Source organism: Pseudomonas azadiae (genome assembly GCF_019145355.1).
GTDB lineage: Bacteria > Pseudomonadota > Gammaproteobacteria > Pseudomonadales > Pseudomonadaceae > Aquipseudomonas > Aquipseudomonas azadiae.
Map to the genome: position 1 here is coordinate 3,052,931 of NZ_JAHSTY010000001.1, position 24,544 is coordinate 3,077,474.

The window sequence follows — 24,544 nt, forward strand, 5'->3', positions numbered from 1 at the left end:
ACGCTACGATTGCGCCGAGTTCACTCCCCACTGAACACGAGTGCCTGGCATGCAACTACCGGACATGAACCTGCTGGTCGCCCTCGACGCCTTGCTGGATGAGGGCAGCGTGGTCGGCGCGGCGCGCCGCATGAACCTTAGCCCGGCGGCCATGAGCCGCACCCTAACGCGCATTCGCGAAGCCGTGGGCGATCCGATCCTGGTGCGCGCCGGTCGCGGCCTGGTGCCGACGCCCAAGGCGCTGCAGTTGCAGGGCCAGGTGCGCAACGTGGTGGAGCAGGCAGCGTTGCTGTTTCGCTCGGCGGATCAAGTGGACCTGAGCACGTTGCGTCGCCGCTTCAGCGTGCGCGCCAATGACTTTTTTATCGGCGTGTATGGCGGTCGCCTGTTCGACACCATGGAGCGCATGGCGCCGTTGTGCGAGCTGTGCTTCGTGCCCGAAGGCGACACCGACGATGAAGCCCTGCGTGAAGGGCGACTGGATTTGCGGGTGAGCAACACTATGCCGGCAAGCCCCGAGGTGAAGGTGCAGAATCTGTTTTCCACCACCTTCGTCGGCCTGGCGCGGGAAGACCATCCGCTGTTCGACGAAGAAATCACCGCCGCTCGTTTCGCCAGCTATTCCCACATCAGCATCTCGCGGCGCGGCATTGCGCGCGGGCCGATCGACACCGCGCTGAACGCCCAGGGCCTGGAGCGCCGCGTGGCGCTGATCGCCCCAGGCTTTCACGGCGCGATGTTCATGCTGCCCGATTCCGACCTGCTCCTGCCGGTGCCCAAGGAAGCGCTCCTGAGCGCCAACCGCCTCAAATTGCCGTTGCGCGCGTTTGCTTTGCCGATCTCCTTGCCGACGCTGGTATTGGCCCAATCCTGGCATCCGCGTTTCGACAAAGACCCCGCCCATAGATGGCTGCGGGAAACCATGCGCGAGAGTTGCCACGCCACTTGGCTGGAAGCGCAACCGGCTTAAAGTGAAAATACGGTCTATGTGGGAGCTGGCTTGCCTGCGATAGCGGTGGGCCAAATAACCAATCTGTATCAGACAGTCCGCCATCGCACTGGGCATCTACACACTTTTGTAGTGAGCGGGCTTGTCCCGCGCTGGGCTGAAGCGGCCCCAAACCAGGCGAATTGCGTTTATCTGAAACTGCGCGGTGTCTTTATTGGGGCGGCTTCGCCACCCAGCGCGGGACAAGCCCGCTCACTACAGGGAGATTTTCAGCCTTTGAAAGCTGTGTAGATACCCGTGCTGCGACAGCGGTGGGCCAAATAACCAATCTGTATCAGACAGTCCGCCATCGCAGGCAAGCCAGCTTCCACAGGAATCAGTACTGGATTTTAGAATTGCGTCTGGCGCACTTATAACCTGCCGACAAGTAACTTTTTGGCATGGATGTACCTGATTAAACTGCTCGGGTATTGATCATTCCGAGTGACCTGTTCATGACTTCCCTCGCTGCTCCCGCCCTTGAGGCCGCAGCCAAGCCCGTCGCCATCACGCCTCCCGTCTTCGGCCCGCGCATCATCATCGGCCTGGTTGGCGTGTTGTTGGCAGTGCTGGTTTCGGGCCTCAACGAGATGGTCACCAAGGTCGCGCTCGCGGATATTCGCGGTGCGCTGTCCATCGGTTTTGATGAAGGCACCTGGCTGGTTGCGGCCTACACCGCCACCTCGGTGTCCGCCATGGCCTTCGCGCCCTGGTGTTCGGTGACGTTCTCCCTGCGCCGCTTCACCCTGTGCGCCATCGGCCTGTTCACGCTGCTTGGCATTCTCTGCCCGTTCGCGCCGAACTATGAAAGCCTGCTGGTGTTGCGCACCGTGCAAGGCCTGGCCGGTGGCGCGTTGCCGCCGATGCTGATGACCGTCGCGTTGCGTTTCCTGCCGGCCAGCGTCAAGCTTTACGGCCTGGCCGGCTATGCACTCACCGCCACCTTCGGCCCAAGCCTGGGCACGCCGTTGGCGGCGCTGTGGACAGAATATGTCGGCTGGCAGTGGGCGTTCTGGCAAATCGTCGCGCCGTGTCTGCTGGCGATGGCCGCCGTGGCCTACGGGGTGCCGCAGGACCCGCTGCGCCTGGAGCGCTTCAAGCAGTTCAACTGGCGCGGCCTGCTGCTGGGCTTTCCGGCGATCTGCATGCTGGTGATCGGCATCCTGCAAGGCAATCGCCTGGACTGGTTCGAATCGGGGCTGATCACCTGTCTGCTGTTGGGCGGCAGCGCGTTGCTGGTGCTGTTCATGCTCAATGAATGGTCGCATCCGATGCCGTTTTTCAAGCTGCAGATGCTCGGCCTGCGCAACCTCTCGTTTGCCTTGATTGTGCTGGCGGGCGTGCTGATGGTGCTGACTTCGGTGATCATCATCCCGTCCAGTTTTCTGGCTCAGGTGCAGGGTTATCGGCCGCTGCAAACCGCGCCAGTGATGTTGCTGATGGCGCTGCCGCAGTTGATCGCGCTGCCGCTGGTGGCAGCGCTGTGCAACCTGCGCTGGGTCGATTGCCGCTGGGTGCTGGGGATCGGGCTGGGCATGCTGGTGCTGTGTTGCGTGGGCAGTTCGCAGTTGACCTCGGCGTGGATTCGCGACGATTTCTACGGACTGTACCTGCTGCAGATTCTGGGGCAACCGATGGCCGTGCTGCCGCTGCTGATGCTGTCCACCGGCAGCATCCAGCCAATGGACGGCCCGTTCGCCTCGGCCTGGTTCAACACCGTCAAGGGCTTGGCCGCCGTGATCGCCACGGGCCTGCTCGATACCTTGACCACCCAACGCCTGCACTTCCACTCGACCATGTTGGTGGACCGCCTGGGCAACTCGCCCCTGGCCGACGGCGCCGCGCCGGGCTTGGCGCACCGTCTGCACGAGCAGGCCGTGGTGCTGACTTCTTCGGATCTCTACTACGTCATGGCCGCCGTCGCGGCGGCGTTGATCCTGCTGATTTTCTGGATGCCCACGCGGATCTTCCCGCCTCGCGCACCGACTTGATTGAAAGGACTGTTCATGAAACGCAAAGACAAAATTGCCGTCTCCGTTATCGCCGTACTGGCGGTTGGGGTAATCGTGTACCTGGCCGCGCCGGGTCTGCTGGGCAGCAAGCGCCAGACCACCAACGACGCGTTCGTCGCCGCTGACTTTACCCTGGTGGCGCCACGCGTGGCGGGCTTCATCAAGGACGTGCTGGTGGAGGACAACCAGCGCGTCAAGGCCGGCCAGTTGCTGGCGCTGATCGACGACCGCGATTTCCGTGCCGCCGCTCAAGCGGCTGACGCCGATACCCTGGTTGCCCAGGCCCAGCTGAAAAACGCTGCCGCCACCCTTGAACGCCAAAGCTCGGTGATCGCCCAGGCGCAGGCTACTGTCGCGGCGGATCGTGCCGAAGTGGCCTTCGCCGAACACGAACTGAACCGCTACAACCACCTCGCCGGTGTGGGCGCGGGCACCGTGCAGAACGCCCAGCAAGCCAAGACCCGCATCGACCAGGCCACCGCGCGCCTGGCCAATGCCACGGCGGTGCTGGCGGCCGAACGCAAGCAAGTGGAGATCCTCACCGCCCAGCGCGATGCCGCCGAAGGTGGGCTCAAGCGCGCCCAGGCCGCGCTGGAGCTGGCCAGCTATCAGCTGTCGTACACGCGCATCGTCGCCCCGGTGGACGGCATGGTCGGCGAGCGTGCGGTGCGGGTCGGCGCCTATGTGACGCCGGGCAGCAAGATCCTCGCCGTAGTGCCGCTGGAACAGGCCTACGTGGTGGCCAACTTCCAGGAAACCCAGCTCTCCCATATGCATGCCGGCCAGTCTGTGCAGGTGCGCGTCGACAGTCTGGACGGTGAGCTGCTCCACGGGCATCTGGAAAGCCTGGCGCCCGCCACCGGGGTAACCTTCGCTTCGATCAAACCGGATAACGCCACCGGCAACTTCACCAAGGTCGTGCAGCGCATTCCGGTAAAAATCGTCCTCGAACCCAACCAGCCGCTGACCGAGCGCCTGCGGGTCGGCATGTCGGTGGAAGCCAGCGTCGACACCCAGCCGATCGCGCAGCCGCGTGAGGTGGCCCAGCAATGAAACAGATGGCCTGGCTCACCTTGAGCCTCATCAGCCTGAGCGCCTGCACCGTAGGCCCGGATTTTCACAAAACCGACAGCCCACAACTGACGCAATGGAGCCAACCCCAGGGGCGCCAGGCGGCCAGCCGCGCCGTCAGCGACCCGTTGCAGGAGCGCTGGTGGGACGTGTTCCACGACGAACAACTCTCGGCCCTCACACGTCGCGCGCTCACCGATAACCTCGACTTGAAACTGGCCGGCGCCCGCCTGGAACAGAGCCGCGCCGTACGCCAGGTAACCACCGCCGAGCGCTACCCCGATGTCGACGCCACGGGGACCTACCAGCGCAAGCGCAACAGCGGCAAAGGCTTGAACGATCCGTCCGGTGAAAGCGGCCGTTCGGCGTTCACCCAGTGGGACACGGGCTTCTCGGCATCCTGGGAGCTGGACTTCTGGGGCCGCGTCAAACGCGAAACCGAAGCCGCCGACGCCACCCTGCACGTCGCCGAGAACGACCGCCGCGCGGTGCTGCTGTCAGTCTTGGCCGAGACCGCCCAGGACTACATCCAACTGCGCGGCGTACAGAACACTCGCGCCGTCACCGAGCAAAACCTCGACGTCGCCCGCCATAGCCTCAAACTTTCGCAACTGCGCCTGGCGGACGGCGTGGCGACGGATCTGGATGTTGCTGAAGCGGCCGCCCAGGTCGCCGCCATCGAAGCGCGCCTGCCGGACCTGCAGCAACGCCAGGATCAGTTGATCAACGCCCTCAGCCTGTTGATGGGCGAGCCGCCCCAGGCCTTGCATGCGCAGTTGTCCAAGGACGCCGCCGTGCCGCAAACCCAGCGCCAGGTTGCCATCGGCCTGCCCTCGGAACTGGCCGAGCGCCGCCCGGATATCCGCCAGGCCGAAGCCCGGCTGCACGCCGCCACTGCGAACATTGGCGTGGCCAAAGGTGACTTCTACCCGCGCATTACCCTGTCGGGCAATCTTGGCTCCCAGGCCATGCAACTCTCGGATCTCGGTTCCTGGGGCTCACGCGCCTTTGCTTTCGGCCCGCAGTTCAGCTTGCCGCTGTTCCACGGTGGACGACTGCAGGGCATGTTGAAGCTGCGTGAAGCCCAGCAACAGGAAGCGGCGCTGGCGTACCAGCAAACCGTGCTGCGTGCCTGGCATGAAATCGACGACCAGCTGACCCGCTACAACGCCAGTCAACTGCGCCGCGACAGCCTCGCCGAAGCCGTGCGCCAGAACCGGATTGCCCTGCGCACCGCGCAGCAGCAGTACGTGGAAGGCGTGGTGGATTTCGTTAACGTGCTCACCGTACAAAGCGCGCTGCTGGCCACGCAGGAACAGTGGGTGGAAAGCTCAACGGGCGTGTCCCTGGCGATGGTTGGGTTGTATAAGGCGCTTGGAGGAGGGTGGGAATCGGTGTATCCACTGCAAACCGCTGGACGCTGATCTGGATCGCTACGGCGAAGGGCGCACGGTGGTGTCGAGCCTGACCTACGGCGGGTAGGCAGCCGGTTGTAGGATGCGTCCTGATTGAGTCAGGCGGGAACCTTAAACGTCTCGCGAGCGTTAGCTTTCTGCTGACCCTCGCGAGATCTTGCCTATGTCTGTCGCAGAAAATCCCTATGCCACACCGCGCTCCCTCTTGAGCTGGATGCCGGCTCGCGAACCGCTTTTTCTGGTGGTCGCCCCGCGCAAATTCCTCGTCATGGTGCTGCTGACGCTGGGCGGATATTTCGTCTACTGGCTCCACCGGCATTGGACGCTGTATCAGCAAGCCAGCGGCAAGAGGTTGTGGCCCTGGGTTCGGGTGATGTTTCCGGCGTGCTACTTCTGTTCGCTGATCCTCAGCGTGATGCGCGAACTGGAGCAGGGTGAATCCACGTATCTCTGGTGGCCGCGTTGCCTGGCGACGGTAATCTTCCTGGGAGGGTGCTTGCCGTTCACCGTGCTGTGGCTATTGTCGCCCTTTGCCGCACTGGCTGTTGTCGCCTGCATCGCCGTGTTGCAGGTGGCGCTGGCGTTGCAGCTGCAATGTGCGATCAATCATTTGGAACGGGATCCCGAGGGAGAGGGAAACGCACGCCTGACGCGCGCCAATTGGCTTGGAATTGCGGGTGGGCTACTGGGATGGGGGTTGCTCGTTACGGGTGGGGTCTGGGGCGCCGGATAAGAGGCCCGCGTTTCAAGGGTTTTGCAAAAACACTACATACCCCTGAAACCACTCACTCCCGTGCAAATACGCCGGTGCCTCCCACGCCCCGCCCTGAATCAAACCGATCTTGAACGGCAACCCCAACCGATTCATCCGTGGCAGATACGCCGCGTAATCCGGGATGCTGTGGCGCCCCTGATAGGTCTGCACCACCACTTCATCCACCACGCCCTTGAGTTGGGCGATGGCGGCCGGGTCGGCGTTGCTGCTCCAGTCCATCAAGCCGGTGATGCTCAGGCGCAGGTCGCTGGGAAGGCGCTGGCGCAGGTCGCGAAGGAAGCCGGTGTATTCGTGCAGGTACTGGGTGCGGGCGTCGAAATCGATCTGAATGCCGACCACCGGGTTGCCCGCGTCGCGCCAGCGTTGCACCTGGCCGAACAATTGGCGGTAGACCTGCTCAGGCCAGTGCAGGGTGTGGGCGCGGTAGACGATCCAGATGTCGCCCTGGGTCAGGCGCGGCACGCTGATGCCTTGGGCGATCATCTGCACGCCACGCTGCGGGGCGCGGCGGGTGGAGTTGATCTGGCCTTGAAGGATGTACAAGGTCTTCGCCTGCTTGAGCACCGGCTGGGGCGTGACGCCACTCCACAGCCAGAAGGCGTCATAGTCACGGGCGTCGACGGCGCCGAAGGCCGGGCTTGCCAGCAACAGCAAGCCAAGCCACAGGTGCTTCACCAGTAGTACTGCAGCGATTTGCCCCACTGGGTGTCGGCGTGGCTGCTTTTGAGCTGACGGAACCAGGCTTTGCGCACCGCCGGCGCGACGTCCTGGCCGCCGCAGCTGTTGTAGCCGGAAGGTGCATAGCAGTTGATGGCGCGAAACAGCGCGTAGGCCCTGTCATTCTTCGGCGCCTTGGCGTTACCGATCACCTGTTTGTAGCCGTCCAGGCGCGAGAACGTCTCACCCTTGAAGTCCGACGCGCTGCTGCCCAGGCTGCCGGCAGCGCGCGCCTGTTCCAACGGCATGCCGTCCAGGCCGTTGCGCAGGATGAACTCGCCCATGCAATTGAGGCCCTGTGGGTTTTTGGCATCGCCCTGCAAGGTTGCGGCGATTTGCGCGATGCTTGGGCAGGCATAGCCGGATTCGGCCTTGTCGCCGTTCCACTGGAACAGCTTCAACGTCTGGCTGGCGCTGTAGACGTAGCCCAGGCTGGTGCCGAGCTTGTCGTCCGGGGCTTGGGCCGGCAATGGCTTGAGGTCTTCGGCGAAGGTGGCGAACTGGCCGCGCAACAGGTCTTTGTAGAGCAGCACGAACTGCGCGGTCTGGCGCTCCATCGGGTCGCTCGCCTGGGCGATTTGCTGGCGCAGCAGCTCGGGGCCCGCCACGTTGCGCAGCAGTATATAGCGCACCTGCTTGGCGCTGATCGGTGAGTCGACGGCGAAGACCTTGGCCAGTTGGCCGCTGCGCTCATAGTTCATGGCCAGGGCCAGTTCCAACTGGTCGCGTTGCAGCGCCAGCTTGGCCAGTGGCAGCAGTTGCAGCCAGAGCGCTTCGGCACCTTTCCAGTCTTGCTTGGCTTCCAGGGCCAGGGCGCGCAGGGTCTGTTGGCTGAAGGCGAAATAGTCCAGGCTCGCCGGCACGCTCTGCGGCAAGTGTTTCAACGCGGCGTCCGGCTGATGTTCGGTATACAACGCATGCGTCGCCAGCAGGTAGTCGTACAGTTCCGGCGCGCCGGCGAACGCGGCTTTTTGCTTCTCCAAGTCGGCGCGGGAAAGGGCGGGTTGGTTGCCACCGCGCATCACCATCAAGTCGCTGACGAACTGGAGCATTGGCGTGGTGACCGTCTCATGATTGACCATCAACAGCTTGAGGTCGGCTTCCTCCACCAGTTCATCCACCGACACATTGCGCTGCGCCTCGCTCGCCTGGGTCATCGCCCAGGCGTAGGCCTCGGCGAGTTGAGTCTGGTCACCGGCCAGCCAATACACGCGGCGCAACAGGCCGCGCGCGGAGGCCACGTAATCGCCTTGTGGATACTGTTTCAGGTAAGTGAGAAAGCCCTGTTCGGCATCGCTCAGCACCGCCTTGTCCACCTGTTCCAGGCGCGGCATGCCGTACTCGTCGAAGGCTTCAGCCTGGGCCTGGTTCAAGGAGGTGCGCGCGGTCATGTACAGCGCAGTCTGCTGCAGCCAAGGCAGTTCGCTCGTGCTGGCGGCGGCAAAGCCGCGTTCGGCGTAACCAAAGCGACCGCTGTAGAAGTCGGCGGCGGCTTGCAGGTAAGTGCGCAACCGTTGGCCTTCGCTGGACTGGATCTGCTGGGCGTCCGCCACTTGGCCCTCCCAAGAGCAGGCGGTAAGCAGCTTCAAGCGCGCCTTGACCAGCAACTCGCGTTCGGCCGCCGGTATATCGGCCTTGATCACCTGGCTGATAAACGCAGTGGCGCTGTCATCATCGTTGCTGCGGCAGCGGCTGCCCTCACCATTGAGGAACGCTTCGCCTGCGGTTTTGTGGTCGTCGCGCTTGATGCCCAAGGGTTGGAGCAACGTGTCGAGTTCAGCGGTGCGCGAATCATCCGGCGCGCTGTCGGGTTCATCGTCAGTCGCGCGCACAGGTGCCAGGCGATAGACCGGGAAGGGCACCGGGCCAAAGCCCTGGGCCAGGTCGTCTTCGCTCAAGGCATTGGGCGTCAGGGGCGCCGCATGTTTGTCCGCCAGCAACAGGCGCAGGTTCACGCGGCTGTCGTTGCCAGGGCTGAGGAAGGGTTGGTTGCTGCATGAGTCGAGACTGTCACGCGCGACCCGCCAATCGGGGTAGCACGAGTCATCGGAACTGGCCTGGGCGTGTTGGGAAATTCCTGCGAGCAGTGCCAGTGCCAGGGGTGACAGAAAACCGATGCGCATGACGAGTCCTTGAGCCTGAGTCCGTGGAGGGGCGCAATAATAGCGTGTTCCTACCGCCGCTTCGGAGAAGCCCTGCACAAATTGTCGAATTGTCGGTCTATGAAGGCGAATCAAGGGCTTTTGCCCTAGAGTGGCGATGTTTGCATTCAGGCATTCAAGGGTTGGGGAATCAAGGTGCGTCGGTCTGTGCTAGAGCGAAACGAAAAGGCTGGGACATTACCCGCACTCAACCGCCTCACTTGGGAAGGTGCCGGCTGGATCAGCCGCCTCTGGTGGGTACCGATCCTGGCACTGGCTATCGCCCTGCGTTTTTACAACCTGACGGCAGCGGCCATCTGGGGTGACGAAGGCTCCAGCCTGTTGCTCAGCGAATACGCGTTGGCCGATCTGTGGTTCCACGCGGCGCACGACGTGCACCCTCCGCTGTACTTTTTCCTGCTGCGCGGCTGGATCGAGCTGTTCGGCGACAGTCTCTGGTCGATTCGCGGCATGAGCGCCATTCCCGGCGTGATTGCCGTGGGGCTGGGCGTCTGGCTGACGCGGCAACTGTCCACCCGGCGTGCGGCGGTGCTGGCGGGGATCCTGCTGGCGCTGCTGCCGACGGCGGTGCGCTACAGCCAGGAAGTGCGCATGTATTCACTGCTGGCCGTGTGGTTGCTGGGCGCCACGCTGGCGCTGGTGTACTGGGTGCGACAACCCGAGCGCACACGTTATCTGGCGGCATATGTCGTGTTGATGAGCGCTGGTTTCTATACCCATTACTTCACCGCGCTGTGCGTGCTGGTGCATTGGAGCTACCTGGGTGTGCTGGGCCGTACGACGGCGCCTGACAGGCGCCTGATCACGCGCCTGATCACGCGCCCGGCATGGTGGGTGGCCAACGTCACGATTGTGCTGTTGTTCCTGCCGTGGCTACCGAACCTGCTGGACCTGGTGCAGCACGTCGAACAGCTCAAGGTGGGTGGCGACATCGGCTGGGAAGAGCCGGTCAACCTGTTCTCGCTGCCGTCGATGATCTGGCAGTTCATGCTGCAGGATGAAGGCATTGGGTTCTGGGCACCGTTATTCTGGCTGTTTCCATTGCTGCTGGTGGCTGTTGTCCTGACTGCCGCTTGGCGCGACCGCGACCGCCACCGTCCGGCCAGCCTGTTGGCGCTGTTTTTCCTGTTGCCGCTGTTGTCGGTGTACGGGGTATCTTTTATTTCCCCTGTGTTTATCGAGCGTTACCTGACGGTGTACGCCTTGGGCTTGCCGATCCTCGTGGCGATCGCCATCGACCGCCTGCCTTCGCGCTTTTCTCTGCTGGGGGCAGCGCTGTTTGTGCTGTTCGTTGGCGTGGAACTGGTCGGGTTGAAAAACAATTTTGCAGTGGATGAGCATGACCAATTCAATGTGCCGGTGGAGTTCGTCAACCGCAATTACCAGGAAGGCGACCGCATCGTCCTCAGCGACATGATGTGGTACTTGAGCTACGTGTATTACGACCAGACCGACGCTCAATTGCAGCTGTATACCCCGCCCAAACCCGACGGCACGCCAACCCGGCCCAACGCCTATGGCTTCGGCACCCTGGTGGACCAGGACGGCGGCCGCATCTACCTCGACCACCTGTCGGCGCTGCCCGCCGACACCCGCCGCGTGTGGCTGATCAGCAGCGTCGAGGCGCCAGATGAATTCGCCCCATTGCCGCAGGGCTGGCGCGAACTCAGTCGCCAGGAGGGCGGCGGCGCCAGGGCGCGATTGTTTGTGTTGTGCAATGTTGCGTCGGCGCAACCCGAGGGCTGCCGCTAGACTGGAATAATTCTTTTCGCTCAGGAGCCCATTATGGAATCGCCCATGCATAGTCTGCCGTCATTGTTCAAACAGCTTGGGCTACCGGATGACCCGGTGAGCATCGAGAAATTCGTGACGGTTCACTCGCCGCTCAAGCCGGAATTGAAACTGGCGGATGCGTTCTTCTGGACAGACAGCCAGAGGGCGTTTTTGCGCGAGGAGATTTTGGACGATGCGGATTGGGCGGTGGTGGTGGATGAGTTGAATTTGATGTTGCGGGGCGGGCGAGGGGTTTGAAGATGAATGGCGCCCATGGTGGGCCGGTTGCCGTGCTCAATCACAATCGTGTGATGGGCTATATGGTGCCTGCCCACGTATTTGAAGCGATGATGGAACGTCTGGATGATTTGGAATTGGCGGAACTTGTCCGCTCGCGCAGCCATGAGACGCCTGTACCGGTAAATCTGGATGACCTATAAGCTCGAATTCCTGCCATCCGCTCGCAAGGAGTGGACAAGCTTGGGCACACTGTACGCGAGCAGTTAAAAAAGAAACTGGTGGAGCGTCTTACGCTACCCCGCGTCCCCCCGGACGCCCTGCATGGGATGCCCGACTGTTACAAATCAAACTGAAGGCCTCTGGGTACCGCTTGGTTTATCAGGTTATTGATGCGCGAGTCGTGGTTTCGGTTGTTGCGGTAGGCAAGCGTGAGCGGAGCGATGTTTATGATCGCGCGAAAAAGCGTTGAGGCCGCAGAGTTGGGCACGGTTGGCGGTATTTGCATTGAGTGGCCAGGGGTGCAAAAAAATTAACAAAAGTGGGGGAAATTGAAAAAAACTTATGAGCGTTGAAAAAATCTGGGCTTTTAATCGCGTATGTGAATTTCTTTGAGGCTCCGCGATGTCTCTGGTTGGTTATGCCCATCTTCACCAATCGCTCGGGCTGAAAGCCATCGCGCCTGTGCGTGTTGCGATGATCAAAGCCTGTCACTCGGATTTCGATGATCGGTATTCGGCTTCGTGTTCCTGCACCCATTCATGGAGGGGAATGGTCGCCTGTCGCGCTTCCTGATCCACCAGACTTTATGTCATCACGGCGCACTGGAAAACGGCCTGTTGTTGCCGGTTTCGGTCGCCATGAAGCATGAAGAACAAGCTTACCTGCAAGCCTTGAAAACCTTCTCCCAACCAACGCGAGAATTCTGGAACATTACCTGGCTGGACGCCGACCACATGGCGTTCGACTTCATCGGCCACCCCTCGATCTACCGCTACTGGAACGCCACCCACTGCGTCGAATTCACCCTGCAAATGGCCCGCCGCGCGCTGGAAGTGGAGCTGCGCGAAGAGACCGAATTTCTCGACCGCTATGACCGGGTGATCAAGGCGGTAAACCAGCGCTTTGACGTGCGCGGCAGTGATCTGTCGAAGCTGGTGATGATGTGCCTGGATAACGAGGGCAAGGTGTCGAAGCATCGGCGCAAGCAGTTCCAGTACAGCGTGCCGGAGGAGGTGTTTGAGTTTATTGAGGAAGAGACCCTGAGGTTGATGGGGGAGTAAGAGGGCAATTCCGATATTCCGTGGAAAATATCGGAAACGTCCTATTTCTTTAGGGGAAACGGACGATAGCTGGCGCAGACGTCTTTTCTTATCAAAGGATTACCTCCTGTTGATAAGTGATACGACATGCAAAAGCTGATTCCACGCGGAAAATTACAGAGTCTTGACCCCTCGACGATTGAGCTTGTAAGTCCTTTTTTTGCGGCGTCAATTGTTGAGTCTCATCTTTCCTATACTTCCAATTTGCCTGGTTTGGCTGAACTCATCCGTGAGTGTGGTGTACGTTTGAGTTCGTGTGTAGCGTGGAATGAACGAAGTGGGATACTTGAAAAAATTAAAAAAGGAGAGTGGTTGCTTATCTCAGAGCGGGTAGGTGCTTTAAATGACGTGAAAGCCAGGCGATGTATCCCAGTAGGATTTTCTTCCGGGCAGCGTGATAGAGAGGAAGTGGTAGGGCCGGGCAAATGGGCATTTTTTAGCATTGATTATGATGGAGTGAAAAACACCGCAATTATAGCCGCCAACCGATTAGGCTCCATGGGTGATCAAGGCCGAGTATTTGGCTCTGACGGCAAAGATTTAGCAAACACGACCAGAACACTTATTCAGCAATGGGTGCCACTGAATGATTTCGAAGAGCACCGCATCGCTGACTCTGTCATACGCCGATATGGTGAGCTCCGGCATACGCCACAACGGTTTTTGGAAGGAGAGGACAAGTGGCAGGTTGGGGGGAAATCCTGGCATTGGCAGCCGGTAACGCCAGATGAGGCGTATGAGATAAAGGGCGGTGCAAAATGAGCCGTCGCAGAATTTGGCTGTTGTGGGGGGCCATGGATGCGATCTATCTCGCTTGGTACTCATCCAATAGTTTTTTAAATAATAGAATTCCGTATTTGAATGACTTGATAAGCGCTTCAGAGGTTTTGCAGGAGCACAGTGCCGTGCAACTGTATTTTTTTGTGTTCGCGTTAGTTTTACACGTATCACTATTCGCATCGTGTGCGATGTTTTTTCTTCAAAAAAATTCAGTCCGGTGGCTTGTCGTTTTTCAAACGCCTTTACGGCTTGTGCTCGTTATTCCATCCGTTTCACTCCTGTTAATAGGCGCTCGAATCTTCCCGCATTACAGCGTGCTGCTAATGGCTGGATTGATCGGCGCGTCGGAGATTCTAAAAGTCTGGAGCGTGTGGCGATGGAGCAGAAAATGCTGACGCTTTAAGCTTCGCCTGGATGGTCAGACCGAGCAGCAAACCTGAAATCAATGCAGATCTAAATGTGGGAGCGGGCTTGCTCGCGAATGCGGTGATTCAGTCAACGAATGCAGTGACTGACACACTGCATTCGCGAGCAAGCCCGCTCCCACACTGGATTCTGTGGTGTTGCGGCTATCGCTGAAAATTCAGCATCCGCACTCAAATGCGCTTTACTTAACACACCTCCCACCACCCATCCGCTAAATTGTTTCAAAACTTGACGCATTTGGATCACTCCATCATATTGATAGTTAGCAAACTAACTGTATGCGAACGATCCAGTGCCTCATTCCCTCGAACAACTCCAGATGACCCTCAGCAGCAGCATGGTGGTGGGCGCCCGTAACTGGCGCAAAATCTGCCAGAGCACGCTGGTGAGCTATGGCATCTCCGAAGCCTGCGCCGTGCCGTTGTTGATGATCGGCCGCTTGGGCGACGGCGTGCACCAGGTAAAAGTCGCCCAGGCCTCAGGGATGGAAAGCCCGTCGCTGGTGCGTCTGCTTGACCGGTTGTGTTCCGACGGCTACGTGTGCCGCACCGAAGACATCCATGATCGTCGCGCCAAGTCATTAAGCCTTACCGAGCGCGGCCGCGAGCTGGTACAGGCGGTGGAAGCGCAACTGGTGCGCCTGCGCAAGGACGTCCTGGCGAATATCGCGCCCGATGATCTGCAGGCCGCGCTGCGTGTGTTGCGCGCCTTCGAGGCGGCGACGCCGTGAATGGTTTCTTCACCGGCATGCCGCCTGCCAAAGACTGGTTCTACGGGGTCCGTACGTTCGCCGCGTCGATGATTGCCCTGTACATCGCCATGCTCATGCAAATGCCGCGTCCGTACTGGGCGATGGCCACGGTGTATATCGTCTCCAGTCCGTTTGTCGGCCCTACCAGTTCCAAAGCGTTGTACCGCGCCATCGGCACCTTCATGGGCGCGGCGGCGGCGGTGATTTTCGTGCCGATGTTTGTGCAGTCGCCGTACATGCTGGTGGTGGTGATTGCGTTGTGGACGGGCACGCTGTTGTTTCTGTCGATGCACCTGCGCACCGCCAACAATTACGCGCTGATGCTCGCTGGCTACACCTTGCCGTTGATCGCCCTGCCGGTGGTGGATAACCCGCTGGCGGTGTGGGACGTGGCCGAGGCGCGTACCGAAGAGATCTTCCTCGGCATCGCCGTGGCGGCGGTGGTGGGCGCGATGTTCTGGCCGCGCCGGCTGATGCCGGTGTTCGATGGCTCGGTGGCCAAGTGGTTTGCCGACGCCCAGGTTTACAGCCAGCGCTTCCTCTCGCGCACGGTGGAGCCTGAAGAGATCAGCACGCTGCGCGGCGGCATGGTCGCCACCTTCAACACCCTCGAACTGATGATCGGCCAGCTCCCTCACGAGGGCGCCCGACCGCAGACGGTGCGTAATACCAAGGAGCTGCGCGGGCGGATGATCCACCTGCTGCCGGTGATCGACGCTCTGGACGACGCGGTCTACGCCATCGAGCACCGTGCACCGGAGTTTCTCGATCAGCTCACGCCGCTGCTGGAAGCCGCCAGTGCCTGGCTGGAAAGCACTACAGAAAACGCCCCCCTTGAACGCTGGCGCGTGCTGCGCGACAAGATCGACGCCGCCCAACCCCAGGGCGAAGCGCTGGACGAGCGCCACACGCTGCTCTTCTCCAACGCCCTTTACCGGTTGGCTGAATGGATCGACCTGTGGCAGGACTGCCGCAGCCTGCAAGCCGCCATCCAGTGCGAAAGCCAGGACACCTGGCGGGCTGTCTATCGCCACTGGCGCCTGGGCCGGCTCACGCCGTTCCTCGACCGTGGCCTGATGTTCTACTCGGCATTTTCCACCGTCACCGCGATCATCGTCGCCTCGGTGCTGTGGATTTTGCTGGGCTGGACCGACGGCGGCAGTGCGGTGATCCTCGCCGCCGTGGCCTGCAGTTTCTTCGCCTCGATGGACGACCCGGCGCCGCAGATCTACCGGTTCTTTTTCTGGACCGCCATGTCGGTGCTGTTCGCCAGCCTCTATCTGTTCCTGGTGCTGCCCAACCTGCATGACTTCCCGATGCTGGTGCTGGCGTTTGCCGTGCCGTTTATCTGCATCGGCACGCTTACCGTGCAGCCGCGCTTTTACCTGGGCATGTTGCTGACCCTGGTGAACACCTCGTCATTCATCAGCATCCAGGGCGCCTATGACGCCGACTTCCTCAACTTCGCCAACGTCAACCTGGCCGGTCCCGTGGGCCTGCTGTTCGCCTTTGTGTGGACGCTGATCGCGCGGCCTTTCGGCGCCGAGCTGGCGGCCAAGCGCCTGACCCGCTTCAGCTGGCGCGACATCGTCAGCCTTACGGAACCGGCGACCTTGGCCGAACACCGGCACATGGCCGCGCAAATGCTCGACCGCCTGATGCAGCACCTGCCGCGCCTGGCGCTGATCAACCAGGACACCGGCACCGCCCTGCGCGATTTGCGCGTGGCGCTGAACCTGCTCGACCTGTTGGCCTATTCGCCACGCGTCCTCGGTGTGCCACGGGTGCTGCTCAACCAGGTGGTGGAAGGCGTGGGCGGCTATTTCAAGGCCTGCCTCAAGGCTGGTGAACGCCTGCCAGCGCCGAGTGGTCTGCTGATGACCCTGGACCGCACGCGTCGCGCCCTCAACGGGCAAGGCCTGCAAGACGAAGACGATACCCGCCTGCACTTGCTGCACGCGCTGGCCGGTTTGCGCCTGGCGCTGTTGCCGGGCGTGGAATTCATTGGCGGCGCCGAGCTGCAAGCGCCGCTGCCTGATGGAGCGCCTTTATGATCGGTGATCTGGATATCAGTGGGGTGTTCCTGCCCACGTTGCTGGTGCTGATGGGCATTACGTACGTGTTGTTCCTGGTGGTGCACGGGCTGTTGACCCGGGTCCACTTCTATCGCCTGGTCTGGCACCGGGCATTGTTCAATGTGGGGCTCTACGCGCTGTTGCTGGGCGCGGTGGACTCACTCAGTCGATACCTGATGACATGAAAAAACCTTTTTTGACCATCGGCCGTGTGGTCCTCACGCTGTTGATCGTGACGTTTGCGGTCGTCGTTGTGTGGCGCATGGTCATGTACTACATGTTTGCGCCCTGGACCCGTGACGGCCACATCCGCGCCGACATCGTGCAGATCGCCCCGGACGTGTCCGGGCTGATCCAGCGCGTCGACGTACGCGACAACCAGTTGGTGACCAAAGGCCAGGTGCTGTTCGCCGTCGACCAGGACCGTTTCAAGCTGGCCCTGCGCCAGGCCCAGGCCGCCGTGGCCGACCGCCAGGAAACCCTGGCCCAGGCCCAGCGCGAGTACAAGCGTAACCGTGGTCTGGGCAACCTGGTGCCCAGCGAGCAGTTGGAAGAAAGCCAGTCGCGCGTCGCCCGTGCCCAATCGGCCCTGGCCGAGGCCCAGGTAACGGTGGATTCGGCCCAGCTCAACCTCGACCGCTCGGTAATCCGCAGCCCCGTGGACGGCTACGTCAACGACCGGGCGCCGCGCACCCAGGAATTCGTCACCGCCGGGCGTCCGGTGTTGTCGGTGGTGGACAGCAACTCGTTCCATATCGACGGCTACTTCGAAGAGACCAAGCTCGACGGCATCCATGTCGGCATGGACGTGGACATCCGCGTGATCGGCGACAACGCCCGCCTGCGCGGCCATGTGCAGAGCATCGTCGCCGGCATCGAAGACCGCGACCGCAGCAGCGGCTCCAACCTGTTGCCCAACGTCAACCCAGCCTTCAGCTGGGTGCGCCTGGCCCAGCGGATCCCGGTGCGCATCGCGTTTGACGACGTGCCACCGGACTTCCGCATGATCGCCGGGCGAACCGCGACCGTCTCGATCATCGGCGATAAGGTTAAAGACGGAGGCACGCCATGAAGCCGCTGCTGGCAAGCGCCGCGCTGGGTTTGCTGCTGTCGGCCTGCCAAGTGGTGGGCCCGGATTACCAACTGCCGGATAAGGCCGCCGTCAATCGGGGCGACCTGCAAGGGCAGATCGCGGGCGAGGGCGACAACGTGGTGTCGGCGCCGGTGCCGACTGATTGGTGGAAGTTGTACAAGGACCCGCGCCTGGATGAGCTGGTGCGCCAGGCGATGGCGTCCAACACAGACCTGCGCGTGGCGGCTGCGAACTTGCAGCGTGCGCGTTATCAGACCCAACAAGCTGAATCCGCCGGCGGCTGGAGCCTCGGCGCGAAGGCTGAGGCCCAGCGCCTGCAAGAGTCCGGCGAAGCCTTTTTGCTGGCCGACAAAGTCCCGGTGGGCAACATCGGTAGCGTTGGTATTACCACGTCCTACCAGTTCGATCTGTTCGGCACCTTGCAACGTGGCATCGAAAGCGCCCAGGCCAGCGCCGATGCCGCACAAGCCGCCGCCGATATCGCGCGCATCACTCTGGTGGCCGACGTTGTGCGTTCCTACACCCAGGTGTGCGCGGCGAACGAAGAGCTGGCGATCGCCAACGAATCCCTTGAGCTGCAAGCGCAGAGCACAAAACTGACCCAACGCCTGCGCGACGCCGGGCGCGGCGATGAAACCCAGGTGACGCGCTCGCAAACCCAATACAAATCCCTGCGCGCCGACATGCCGCGCTACGAAGCGCAACGCCAGGCCGGGCTGTTTCGCTTGTCGATGCTGCTGGCCAAGCCGGTGGACCAGCTGCCGGCGGGCACCGGCACCTGCGCCGAACTGCCCCACATCGCGCAACTGTTGCCAGTGGGCGACGGCGCGACGCTGCTCAAGCGCCGTCCCGATGTGCGCCAGGCCGAACGCCAACTCGCCGCGGCCACCGCGCGTATCGGCGTGGCTACCGGCGCGCTGTACCCGGACATCAGCATCGGCGCCACGGTGGGCACTGTGGGCCTGCTCGATAACCTCGGGCAGCCTGCAACCAACCGCTGGGGCTTTGGCCCGATGATCAGCTGGACGGTGCCGACCAACGGCGCCCGAGCGCGCATTCACGAAGCCGAGGCCGCAACCCAGGGCGCCCTGGCGCATTTTGACGGCGTGGTGCTCAACGCCATCCGTGAAACCCAGACGGGCCTTGCGCAATACACTGCGCAACTGCAACGTCGCGACGCCCTCAGCGACGCCGGCGAGTCGGCCAAGGAAGCGGCGGCCCAGACCCATCGCTTCTTCCAGGCCGGCCGCGCCTCGTTCCTGGCCGACTTGCAAGCCACCCGCACCTACACGGATGTGCGCGCGCAACTGGCCGCCGCCAACACCCAGGTTGCCATGAGCCAGATCAATCTGTTCCTGGCCCTGGGCGGCGGCTGGGAAAGCGGACGAACGCAAGCCTCACAACCCGGCAAACCCTGAGCAGGTAGCTATGCTTTGTCAGGTGGAGCGCCCCCGTGTTTCAGGGCGCTTCGCCTGATATCGCTTGCGTTGCTCATGGGGAATCGCGAAATGAAAAACCCTTATGCTCCCGCGTTCTGGTGCGTGCTGTTCGCACTGGTGTTGTTATCGGCCGCTTATTTCTACGGCGTCATGCTCGCCCATCAACTCGACAAGGCCATGGTGTTTCTCGACAGCGCCTGCCTGGTCATCGGCACCCTGTCCATCGGCGTAGTGGCCTGGGCCTCCTACCAGAACCAACGGGTCAAGAAAAAGCTCCTCGAGCAAGGCAAGACCCGCGTGGCGATCTGGGACACCAAGGTCGCGCTGCGTCGGGTCGAGACTGTGTTCGACCGCTATTTCTGGGGCAGCTATTGGCAGCCGGGGCGCACCTTCCAGGAAGTCATGGGTGACCTCACCGGCACGCCGCTGGAAAAAAGCCTCGAAGTCCTGAAAAAACAGTGCGTGGCCCTCGACCGGCAAGTCGCCGAAGGTAGGCACTGGCTGAATAACGCGCGGGATTTGTCCGACGTGGCCACCCAGATGGCCCGCGAGCGCTACCAGCTGGACTTCTGCGACCCCAAGGCCGACACCCCCGCCAATGCGGTGATACACCGCGAGTTTGAGGTGCTGGTCTACACCTGGACCGCGCGCCTGAAGAGCTTCGACCACCAGCTCGATGAAATTGAGCTGGAGTACTCCTGAACTACTGCTGAACCGATCCCTCTGAAAAGCTGGGCCGTTCGCGGCCGCCAGTGCTAATCTTCCCCCGTTTTCGGCTCAATGCTGTTCACTTCGGCGAACGCTGGCCATTACTGTAGGAGCGAGCTTGCTCGCGAAAAACGTCAACGATAACGCGTGCATCCTGGATAAACGCGGCGCCTTTGAGTTCTTCGCGAGCAAGCTCGCTCCTACAAGAACCCCTTCAGGGTTCAAGGAAGACAGCCCACTTCTCACAGGATTCGATCAGGTCACTTCATGAATAAGCCAGCCGTTGTTCTTTTGGGTTTCGTTGTCGCCGTGGGCGTCGTCAGTGCAGGCGGTGCCTGGTATACCGGCAAGCAGTTGGAGCCGGTGCTGCAGACGGCGGTGCAGGACGCCAACAAGGAACTGCAACGTTCCATGGCCGGCGTCGACGGCACTGTTGCCCTGGAGCTGGTGTCCCTGGACCGTGGCCTGTTCAGCAGCACCGCGCATTATCGCCTCACGGGCCAGGGCTCGTTTTTCGGCGAGCAGAACCCGAACCCCGAGCTGCTGATTGTCGACCATATCGAACACGGCCCGCTGCCATTCTCGCGCCTGGTCTCGCTCAAATGGCTGCCAGTCATGGCCACCAGCCACTATGAGCTGGAAAAGAACGCCACCACCGAGAAATGGTTCGCCGCCGCCAAAGACAAGTCGCCACTCAAAGGCGTGGCCAATATCGGCTACAGCCGTTCGGTGAGCGGTAACCTCGAATTGCTGCCCCTGGACTTCAAGGACCCGACGTCCTCGGTGAGCTTCTCCGGCCTGAACCTGGACTTCGACAGCACCGCCGAAGGCAAGAAGGTCAAGGTGGATGGCTACATCAATAGCCTCAAGCTGGCGGTGGTTGATGCCAATGGCGCGCCATTCGACGCCGAGTTCGCCGGCCTGACCGTGGCCAGCAACCTGGAGAAATCCACCTTTGGCTTTTACACCGGCCAGAACACCATCGAACTGACCGATACCAAGCTGACCTTCGGCCCGCAGAAAGCCGTACTGACCCTCAAGGGCTTCGAGCAGAAAGACAGCAGCGAAGTCAACGACAACATCATGGCCGGCCGCGTCGACTACAAGATCGACGAGATCGGTTACCAGGGCAAACCCGTCGGCTCCGCCGCCATGGCCCTGAGCCTGAAGAACATCGATGTGCCATCGAGCCTGTTGCTGACCAAGCTGTATCAGGACAAGATGCAGCCGGTGCAAGCCGCCGCCGCCGCCGGCCAGCCAGTGCCGGAGTTGCAACTGACCGAGGCCGAGCAAGCCCTGGCCGAAGCCAACGTCAACCAGTTGCTGGCCGCCAAGCCGCACCTGGCGCTGGAAAACCTGTCGCTGAAAACCACCCACGGGGAGAGCAAATTCAACCTGGTGCTGGACCTGGCCAAGCCGGCCTCCATGGAACTGCCGCCGGTTGAACTGGGCAAGCAGATCGTTGCGCTGCTGGACGCCAACCTGACCCTGTCCAAGCCGATGATCGCCGACGTTGCCGCCTTGCAGGCGCAGGTGGGCGGTGTGACAGACCCTAAAGCCATCGAGCAGCAATCCCAGATGGCCAGCGACATGGTCAGCGGCATGGCCGTTGGCACGCAACTGGCGACCCTGGTGGGCAGCGACGTGGTATCCAAGCTGCATTACGCCAACAATGAAGTGACTTTCAATGGCCAGAAGATGACCGTTGAGCAATTCATTGGCTTCGTGATGTCCAAGGTCGGCTCGGTGAGCGGCGCTCAATAAGCCCTCGGGGCCGCGCAAAGCGGCCCGATTGAAATGCAACCAAACTGTGGGAGCTGGCTGGCCTGCGATAGCCATAGCTATCTACACAATTTTTAAAGGCTGAAAAATCTCCCTGTAGTGAGCGGGCTTGCCCCGCGCTGGGCCGCGAAGCGGCCCCAAACCAGACGAATTGGGTTTGCCTGAAACTGCGCGGTGTCTTTATTGGGGCGGCTTCGCCACCCAGCGCGGGCGGTGCGACGATTCGCCAAGCCCGCTCACTACAAAGATGTGTAGATACCCATGCTGTGTAGCGGTGGTTCAGCAACAGAGATGCTGGCTGACCTGACGCTATCGCAGGCAAGCCAGCTTCCACATTGGTTTTTGTGCCGCTACACGCATTGCCGTGCAACCTTGAGCAATTCTGAACAATTGTTCTGAATCTCCCTCCCCCTATCTCCGCTAAGGGATAGTTCCCCCAGGAAAGCTAGGTCGGGTCCCGAGACGCCGACACCCTGATGCGCACCGCTCAGGCTCACCCATCGTTACAGCTTTCCTTGTAAGGAAGCCGACGATATGTTGCCAAACCCACCACTCAGTGCATCAGGCCGGTTGCGACTGCTCATCGGAGCAGCCTTGTGCAGCCAACTGCTGATGCCCACCTTTGCGATGGCCGACCCGGCCTATGACGCCCTGATCATCCAGGCGCGCAACGGCAACTTCACGCCCGCCCTTACTCAATTGCGCCAATTGCCTGCCGAACGCCAGACGCCAGGCCAGATCAGCGACCACCTGGTGATCGCCGGCTGGGCCGGCCAGGATGCCGAAGTGCTGAAGGTGTACGAGGCGCAGGGCCAGAACCGCAATGTGAACGCCCAGGCGCTGGCCACCGTCGCGCGTGCCTACCGTGACCAAAAAAAGTGGGCGCAGGCCGAGACGGTCTACCGCAAGGCGCTGCTGCGTGAACCGAACAATCTCGACCTGCAACTGGGCCTGGCCCTTACCCAAGCCGATTCAGGCAAAGCCACTGAAGCCGTGCAGCGCACCCGCGCGCTGGTGGCGGCCAAGCCCGATGACCCGAACCGGCGCATGGCGCTGGGCTATGCACTGACCCGCGCGGGTTCGTACTACGACGCCCTGTTTGAATTCGACCAGGCCTTTATCCGCGCCGGCGACAAGCCCGAAGTCGCCCGCGAATACCTCGTTGCCCTGCAAAAGGCCCGCCTGCCGGAAGCCGCCTTGCGCCTGTCCGCCCAACGCCCGGGCCTGATCGATGCGGTCACGCAGCGTCGCCTCGAAGGCGACCTGGCCGCGGAGCGTGTGCGCATGGCCGAATTCGCCACGCGTACCGAGAAAGAACGCTTCGTGATTGCCGACCGTGCGCTCGCGGACTACGACAGACTGCTCGCCCGCTGGACCCCCGACGCCAGCGCTCAGGGCGACGTGATGATCTGGCGCATCGACCGCCTCGGCGCGCTCAAGGCGCGGGCGCGCACCGCTGAGGTGATCCGCGAGTACGAAGCCCTCAAGGCCGAAGGCGTGCAATTGCCGACCTACGCTGTGCGTTGGGTCGCGGCCGCTTACCTGGACCAGCGCTTGCCGGAAAAGGCCGCCCCGCTATATCGCCAGGCGGTGACCGCGGCGGATGCCGACCCGGGCGATCATGTCAAAGACAGTTCCGCGTTGTTCTACGCCTTGCTGGAAAACGACCAGGTGGCCGAGGCGCGCGCGGTCGCCGACAACCTGGCCAGCAGCGAGAAACCGCGGCTTGAACTCAAGGGCCTGCCCATGGGCGACCCTAACGACGAGTGGGCGGACGCGCAGCAATTGGCGGCCCAGGCCGGCACCTATGGCGATGACCTGCAGACCAGCGAAGAGCGCCTGGAAGCCTTGGGCAATAAAGCCCCAGGCAACATCGGCGTGCGTTTGGCGCAGGCCGAGATGTACCGTGCCCGCGAATGGCCAAGACGCGCCGAAGAATCACTCAAGGAAACCGAAAACCAGAGCCCGCGCGACATCGGCGTGGAAATGTCCCAGGGCTTCACCGCGCTGGACCTGCAGGAGTGGCGCCAGCTCGACCTGCTTGCCGATGACGTGGTCGCCCGCGCCCCGGAAAACCGCCAGGTCCAGCGCCTCGATCGCCTGCGCAAAGTGCACGACATGGCCGAAGTCCGCGTCGAGGCCTACACGGGTAAAAGCTACGGTGGCAGCAATAACGCAGACGCCGGCGCGATCAGGGGCAGTCGCGACTGGGGCATCGAGACCGTGATCTACACGCCGCCCATCGACGAAGACTGGCGCCTGTTCACCGGAGCCGGCTACGGCACCGCCGACTTTACCGAAGGCACCGGCCACCACCGTTGGCAGCGCGTGGGCGTGGAGCGGCGTACCCGTGACATGACCCTCGAAGCCGAAGTTTCCAACCACTCCTATGGCTTTGGCTCCAAGCAAGGCGCGCGGGTAGCGGTTGCCCGCGACATCAACGACCACTGGCAATACGGCGGCAGCCTCGACTACCTCACGGCGACCACGCCGTTGCGGGCGCTCAATACCGACGTCACGGCCAATGGCGGCAGCGGTTTCATCCGCTGGCGCGCGAATGAAAGTCGCGAATGGAAACTGACCGTCAGCCCGTCGCATTTCAGCGATGGCAACGATCGCCTCGAAGCCTTGCTCGCCGGTCGCGAAGGCATCTACAGCTCGCCCAAGGTGCAAGTGGAACTGGGCCTGGAAGTCAGCGCCAGCCGCAACAGCAAGGAAGACACGCTGTACTTCAACCCGAAGTCGGACTTCGGCGTGATGCCCACCGTCAACGTCAACCATGTGCTTTATCACCGTTACGAGACCCAGTGGAGTCAGCAGTTCCAGGTCGGCGCGGGCACTTATCGCCAACAGGATTACTCCAGCGGCGGTGTCGGCTTGATTGGTTACGGCCAGCGCATTCGCTGGAACGACGTACTGGAAGCCGGCGCCAACCTGAGCCTGGTCAGCCGAACGTATGACGGCGATCGCGAACGCGATCTGCGCCTGCTCGTCGACCTCACTTACCGTTTTTAAAAG

At 61.8% G+C, this 24,544-nt stretch carries 19 protein-coding genes and 2 pseudogenes; 19 read left to right on the plus strand and 2 right to left on the minus strand.

The features are described from left to right. Positions 1-49: 49 nt before the first annotated feature. From KVG91_RS13935 to KVG91_RS13955, 5 genes are all read left to right on the plus strand, one after another. Positions 50-970, plus strand: a complete 921-nt coding sequence (locus KVG91_RS13935; protein WP_169375109.1) for a LysR family transcriptional regulator — start codon at positions 50-52, stop codon at positions 968-970. A gap of 473 nt (positions 971-1,443) precedes the next feature. Beyond that, positions 1,444-2,979 carry an MFS transporter gene (locus KVG91_RS13940; RefSeq protein WP_169374577.1) on the plus strand — a complete coding sequence of 512 codons (1,536 nt, stop codon included), beginning with the start codon at positions 1,444-1,446 and terminating at the stop codon, positions 2,977-2,979. Positions 2,980-2,994: 15 nt separating this feature from the next. Next, positions 2,995-4,053, plus strand: a complete 1,059-nt coding sequence (locus tag KVG91_RS13945) for an HlyD family secretion protein (protein WP_169374576.1) — start codon at positions 2,995-2,997, stop codon at positions 4,051-4,053. Beyond that, complete coding sequence (locus KVG91_RS13950) at positions 4,050-5,495, plus strand: efflux transporter outer membrane subunit (RefSeq protein WP_169374575.1); 1,446 nt, start codon at positions 4,050-4,052, stop codon at positions 5,493-5,495. Before KVG91_RS13945 ends, KVG91_RS13950 begins: the two co-directional genes overlap by 4 nt. Positions 5,496-5,649: 154 nt before the next feature. Then, positions 5,650-6,219: a hypothetical protein gene (locus KVG91_RS13955; protein ID WP_169374574.1), complete on the plus strand. Its 570-nt coding sequence runs from the start codon at positions 5,650-5,652 to the stop codon at positions 6,217-6,219. A gap of 12 nt (positions 6,220-6,231) precedes the next feature. On the opposite strand, the gene KVG91_RS13960 is transcribed toward KVG91_RS13955, so the two are convergent. Both KVG91_RS13960 and KVG91_RS13965 read right to left on the minus strand, forming a co-directional pair. Continuing rightward, on the minus strand, positions 6,232-6,936 hold the full coding sequence (locus KVG91_RS13960) for a DUF3142 domain-containing protein (protein WP_169374573.1): 705 nt from the start codon (positions 6,934-6,936) through the stop codon (positions 6,232-6,234). Then, positions 6,933-9,101 (minus strand): tol-pal system YbgF family protein, encoded by a 2,169-nt coding sequence (locus tag KVG91_RS13965; protein ID WP_169374572.1) that lies wholly within the window; start codon positions 9,099-9,101, stop codon positions 6,933-6,935. The genes KVG91_RS13960 and KVG91_RS13965 overlap by 4 nt, the downstream gene beginning before the upstream one ends. A 174-nt stretch (positions 9,102-9,275) precedes the next feature. On the opposite strand from KVG91_RS13965, the gene KVG91_RS13970 reads away from it, so the two are divergent. The 14 genes and pseudogenes from KVG91_RS13970 (at position 9,276) to pgaA (ending at position 24,541) form a co-directional block, all read left to right on the plus strand. Next, the gene (locus KVG91_RS13970; protein WP_169374571.1) at positions 9,276-10,892 is read left to right on the plus strand and encodes a glycosyltransferase family 39 protein; all 1,617 of its coding nucleotides are present in this window, start codon (positions 9,276-9,278) and stop codon (positions 10,890-10,892) included. Positions 10,893-10,925: 33 nt separating this feature from the next. Further along, positions 10,926-11,171 carry a DUF2789 domain-containing protein gene (locus KVG91_RS13975; RefSeq protein ID WP_169374570.1) on the plus strand — a complete coding sequence of 82 codons (246 nt, stop codon included), beginning with the start codon at positions 10,926-10,928 and terminating at the stop codon, positions 11,169-11,171. A gap of 2 nt (positions 11,172-11,173) precedes the next feature. After that, on the plus strand, positions 11,174-11,353 hold the full coding sequence (locus tag KVG91_RS13980; protein WP_404822388.1) for a type II toxin-antitoxin system Phd/YefM family antitoxin: 180 nt from the start codon (positions 11,174-11,176) through the stop codon (positions 11,351-11,353). After that, a pseudogene (locus KVG91_RS13985) lies at positions 11,343-11,622 on the plus strand (type II toxin-antitoxin system RelE family toxin). The gene KVG91_RS13980 and the pseudogene KVG91_RS13985 overlap by 11 nt, the downstream one beginning before the upstream one ends. A gap of 262 nt (positions 11,623-11,884) precedes the next feature. Then, positions 11,885-12,433, plus strand: a pseudogene (locus tag KVG91_RS13990) (Fic family protein); the annotation flags it as partial. A 126-nt stretch (positions 12,434-12,559) separates the two neighbouring features. Next, positions 12,560-13,234: a hypothetical protein gene (locus tag KVG91_RS13995; protein WP_169374569.1), complete on the plus strand. Its 675-nt coding sequence runs from the start codon at positions 12,560-12,562 to the stop codon at positions 13,232-13,234. A 763-nt stretch (positions 13,235-13,997) separates the two neighbouring features. Beyond that, entirely contained in the window at positions 13,998-14,408 is a 411-nt protein-coding gene (locus KVG91_RS14000; RefSeq protein WP_169374568.1) for a MarR family winged helix-turn-helix transcriptional regulator, read from the plus strand. Continuing rightward, the gene (locus tag KVG91_RS14005) at positions 14,405-16,483 is read left to right on the plus strand and encodes an FUSC family protein (RefSeq protein ID WP_169374567.1); all 2,079 of its coding nucleotides are present in this window, start codon (positions 14,405-14,407) and stop codon (positions 16,481-16,483) included. The genes KVG91_RS14000 and KVG91_RS14005 overlap by 4 nt, the downstream gene beginning before the upstream one ends. Beyond that, positions 16,480-16,689 (plus strand): DUF1656 domain-containing protein, encoded by a 210-nt coding sequence (locus tag KVG91_RS14010; RefSeq protein WP_012721577.1) that lies wholly within the window; start codon positions 16,480-16,482, stop codon positions 16,687-16,689. The genes KVG91_RS14005 and KVG91_RS14010 overlap by 4 nt, the downstream gene beginning before the upstream one ends. Then, entirely contained in the window at positions 16,686-17,576 is an 891-nt protein-coding gene (locus KVG91_RS14015; RefSeq protein ID WP_169374566.1) for an efflux RND transporter periplasmic adaptor subunit, read from the plus strand. Before KVG91_RS14010 ends, KVG91_RS14015 begins: the two co-directional genes overlap by 4 nt. Beyond that, positions 17,573-19,015, plus strand: coding sequence for an efflux transporter outer membrane subunit (locus tag KVG91_RS14020; protein WP_169374565.1), 1,443 nt, complete (start codon positions 17,573-17,575; stop codon positions 19,013-19,015). Before KVG91_RS14015 ends, KVG91_RS14020 begins: the two co-directional genes overlap by 4 nt. Positions 19,016-19,105: 90 nt before the next feature. After that, the gene (locus KVG91_RS14025; protein ID WP_169374564.1) at positions 19,106-19,738 is read left to right on the plus strand and encodes an NADH:ubiquinone oxidoreductase subunit N; all 633 of its coding nucleotides are present in this window, start codon (positions 19,106-19,108) and stop codon (positions 19,736-19,738) included. Positions 19,739-20,011: 273 nt separating this feature from the next. Then, a complete protein-coding gene (locus tag KVG91_RS14030; RefSeq protein WP_169374563.1) occupies positions 20,012-21,508 on the plus strand; it encodes a YdgA family protein in 1,497 nt (498 codons plus the stop codon). 552 nt (positions 21,509-22,060) lie between these two features. Beyond that, positions 22,061-24,541 (plus strand): poly-beta-1,6 N-acetyl-D-glucosamine export porin PgaA, encoded by a 2,481-nt coding sequence (gene pgaA / locus KVG91_RS14035; protein ID WP_169376121.1) that lies wholly within the window; start codon positions 22,061-22,063, stop codon positions 24,539-24,541. Positions 24,542-24,544: the final 3 nt, after the last annotated feature.

What these genes read in the sequence shown, in the direction of transcription:
- KVG91_RS13955 (WP_169374574.1), top strand. Translation starts at nt 5,650, where the DNA reads ATGTCTGTCGCAGAAAATCCCTATGCCACACCGCGCTCCCTCTTGAGC.
- KVG91_RS13935 (WP_169375109.1), top strand. Translation starts at nt 50, where the DNA reads ATGCAACTACCGGACATGAACCTGCTGGTCGCCCTCGACGCCTTGCTG.
- KVG91_RS13995 (WP_169374569.1), top strand. Translation starts at nt 12,560, where the DNA reads ATGCAAAAGCTGATTCCACGCGGAAAATTACAGAGTCTTGACCCCTCG.
- KVG91_RS13975 (WP_169374570.1), top strand. Translation starts at nt 10,926, where the DNA reads ATGGAATCGCCCATGCATAGTCTGCCGTCATTGTTCAAACAGCTTGGG.
- KVG91_RS13945 (WP_169374576.1), top strand. Translation starts at nt 2,995, where the DNA reads ATGAAACGCAAAGACAAAATTGCCGTCTCCGTTATCGCCGTACTGGCG.
- pgaA (WP_169376121.1), top strand. Translation starts at nt 22,061, where the DNA reads ATGTTGCCAAACCCACCACTCAGTGCATCAGGCCGGTTGCGACTGCTC.
- KVG91_RS13950 (WP_169374575.1), top strand. Translation starts at nt 4,050, where the DNA reads ATGAAACAGATGGCCTGGCTCACCTTGAGCCTCATCAGCCTGAGCGCC.
- KVG91_RS14025 (WP_169374564.1), top strand. Translation starts at nt 19,106, where the DNA reads ATGAAAAACCCTTATGCTCCCGCGTTCTGGTGCGTGCTGTTCGCACTG.
- KVG91_RS14000 (WP_169374568.1), top strand. Translation starts at nt 13,998, where the DNA reads ATGACCCTCAGCAGCAGCATGGTGGTGGGCGCCCGTAACTGGCGCAAA.
- KVG91_RS13940 (WP_169374577.1), top strand. Translation starts at nt 1,444, where the DNA reads ATGACTTCCCTCGCTGCTCCCGCCCTTGAGGCCGCAGCCAAGCCCGTC.
- KVG91_RS13965 (WP_169374572.1), bottom strand. Translation starts at nt 9,101, where the DNA reads ATGCGCATCGGTTTTCTGTCACCCCTGGCACTGGCACTGCTCGCAGGA.
- KVG91_RS14030 (WP_169374563.1), top strand. Translation starts at nt 20,012, where the DNA reads ATGAATAAGCCAGCCGTTGTTCTTTTGGGTTTCGTTGTCGCCGTGGGC.
- KVG91_RS14010 (WP_012721577.1), top strand. Translation starts at nt 16,480, where the DNA reads ATGATCGGTGATCTGGATATCAGTGGGGTGTTCCTGCCCACGTTGCTG.
- KVG91_RS14015 (WP_169374566.1), top strand. Translation starts at nt 16,686, where the DNA reads ATGAAAAAACCTTTTTTGACCATCGGCCGTGTGGTCCTCACGCTGTTG.
- KVG91_RS13980 (WP_404822388.1), top strand. Translation starts at nt 11,174, where the DNA reads ATGAATGGCGCCCATGGTGGGCCGGTTGCCGTGCTCAATCACAATCGT.
- KVG91_RS14020 (WP_169374565.1), top strand. Translation starts at nt 17,573, where the DNA reads ATGAAGCCGCTGCTGGCAAGCGCCGCGCTGGGTTTGCTGCTGTCGGCC.